At 36.3% G+C, this 1,274-nt stretch carries 2 protein-coding genes; one reads left to right on the forward strand and one right to left on the reverse strand.

All coding sequences use genetic code 11. The features are described from left to right. Window positions 1-630, forward strand: a 630-nt coding sequence (locus NF543_RS25200; RefSeq protein ID WP_257670970.1) for a TaqI-like C-terminal specificity domain-containing protein, incomplete at its 5' end; no start/stop codon positions are given. On the opposite strand, the gene NF543_RS25205 is transcribed toward NF543_RS25200, so the two are convergent. Continuing rightward, the coding region (locus tag NF543_RS25205) for a TaqI-like C-terminal specificity domain-containing protein (RefSeq protein ID WP_257670971.1) at window positions 627-1,274 on the reverse strand (648 nt) is incomplete at its 5' end. The genes NF543_RS25200 and NF543_RS25205 overlap by 4 nt on opposite strands.

Below are 1,274 nucleotides of genomic sequence, written 5' to 3' on the forward strand. Positions count from 1 at the left end.
CGTCCGATTCTTTTGGGCAAGGATATTAAGCGCTATAAATTTGAATGGGATCAAAAATGGATTCTTTTTACTAGAAGAGGAATCGAAATTAGCTTGTACCCTGCAATTGAAGAATATTTATACCAATATTATGAAGATTTGAGACCACGCAACAATGGAGAATTAACCGGACGGAAACCCGGACCCTACAAATGGTATGAAATCCAGGACAATGTCGCCTATTTTGAGGAGTTTGAGGGGCCAAAGATAGCATGGGGCAACTTGGCTCTTCGATCTCAATTTGCATTCATACCGGAAGGATACTATATTAATGCGCCTTCCTCCTTTATAGGAACAGATAACCTTTTTCTGTTAGCATTACTCAATTCTAAAGTTGGGAATTTTTACATAAAGCAACTTGGCGTATCAAGGAAAGGGGGATACATTGAATACAAACCGATGTTTGTTGAGCAGTTACCCGTTCCCGATATATCCGCCGAACAACAGGATTTTTTTATTGAAGCTGTAAGGCATTTATTAACTGCGCAAAACGATGCTGAACGACAAATTCTTGAGCAGAATATCGATAATGAGGTTTATAAACTTTATGATTTTAATACGGAAGAAGTAAACTGCATCTTGTCAGTTTAAGTCACAGACTTATTGTCTTTTCTGAACGATGAAATGACCTCCTTCTCCTCTACAGCAAAATCATATAATTCGTAAACCATTTCATTTAGACGATTTGTAATAGAATCTGAGGAAGCAGCAATTTTTAATTCATCAATTAGCTTTGTGAAGGCTAATTCAATATCTTTGTCGGCAATAGGGATTCTAAGCTCCTCAATATACACTTTTTTCCACCTATTAGTTCCAACGCCAGAAGTCGTAGTAATCTTGTCAAAGTACCAATCGCATACAGGCGAATTGAGGAATGCAGTTAAATATTTTAAATGCGGCCCTGTCATTATAAAAGCGGTGGCCTCAACAAAATAGCCTGTATCGTCGTAAGCAAATTTTGGCTTATCACTTAGTTCTATCCAAACGATTTTTTCTTTATAAAAATCATTATAGTAGGCTACGTTGTCTTGAATTTCGAACCATTGGTAAGAACCAGCCTTTCGACCAATAGAATCATTTCCAGATTTAGGCTTAAGTTTATCATAAAATGCATTTAAATGGTCTTTGATAGCAGGATATTCATTGATATCTATTCCGCGTCTTGTAAAAATCACATATCTGTCTCCAAATTGGCATAAATAATTTTTGATATCTCTGCCTTTTAAAATCGGACG

It is taken from the genome of Parapedobacter tibetensis (assembly GCF_024704835.1).
Lineage (GTDB): Bacteria > Bacteroidota > Bacteroidia > Sphingobacteriales > Sphingobacteriaceae > Parapedobacter > Parapedobacter tibetensis.